We start from the raw sequence: 761 nt of genomic DNA, 5'->3' as shown, positions 1-761 counted from the left end.
GCCTCGCGCGCCCGGTCCGGCGCTCGCGGCTCGGCACCGCGCCGACGCGCCTCCTCGACGTTCCCGTCGGTCCCCTTCAATCCGACCCGACCGCCCATCCCCGCGATCGGGTTGACGACGACGCCGATTGCCTCCATGGCTGGCTATGCGAACGCCAGTAGGAAAGCGGTATCGCAGCCGTCGTCGGTCTCGCGCCGCGAGTAAGAGACAACTAGTCTGCGACTCAGCCGCAACTCACCCACGACTAAGCCGTAACTCAGCCGCAGCTCATCCACGTCTCGAGACTGACGGCCGACGAGCGATCCGCTCGCTTTCTGAACAATTAAGAGGGACGGGGACGGATCGCCGATCATGACCGCACTGAACGACGCCGCCGTTCTCGCGACGGAAACGGAACTGCCCATGGACATCGTCGGCTGGAGCGTGCTCGCCCTGGGTCTGCTCGTAACGATCGCCTGGATGGCTTACTTTTACCGCTGACGATCCGATCTGGTTACGGAGATTCGACCTGCTCGCGGAGCCACGCGGCCGCCTCCGCCACGGTCGCTTCGTCGGTCCCGGTGAGTTCGACCCGGACTGAATCGCCCGGATAGCTGCCGACGGAGACGTCGTAGCGCTCGCGGAGGGCGGCGATCCGATCGAGGAGCGCGCTTTCGGGTTCGTCGGCGACGACCGTCTCCCGGTAGGTCGGCGTCCCCGCGAACTCGTCGGCGATCGTCTCGAACATCGCCTTCATCTCCGAGGGGACGCCGGGAAGCACG

At 66.2% G+C, this 761-nt stretch carries 1 protein-coding gene and 2 pseudogenes; 1 reads left to right on the top strand and 2 read right to left on the bottom strand.

All coding sequences use genetic code 11. The features are described from left to right. Positions 1–137 (bottom strand): annotated as a pseudogene (locus PGX04_RS25815) (N-acetylglucosamine-1-phosphate uridyltransferase); the annotation flags it as partial. 214 nt (positions 138–351) lie between these two features. On the opposite strand from PGX04_RS25815, the gene PGX04_RS25810 reads away from it, so the two are divergent. Beyond that, a complete protein-coding gene (locus tag PGX04_RS25810) occupies positions 352–480 on the top strand; it encodes a hypothetical protein (RefSeq protein WP_273741113.1) in 129 nt (42 codons plus the stop codon). A 13-nt stretch (positions 481–493) separates the two neighbouring features. Here the strand turns inward: PGX04_RS25810 and PGX04_RS25805 are convergent. Further along, positions 494–761, bottom strand: a pseudogene (locus PGX04_RS25805) (competence/damage-inducible protein A); the annotation flags it as partial.

This window comes from Natrinema soli, from assembly GCF_028618695.1.
Note: the sequence above shows the minus strand (reverse complement) of the source record. Positions and strands in the feature narration are given on the sequence as shown.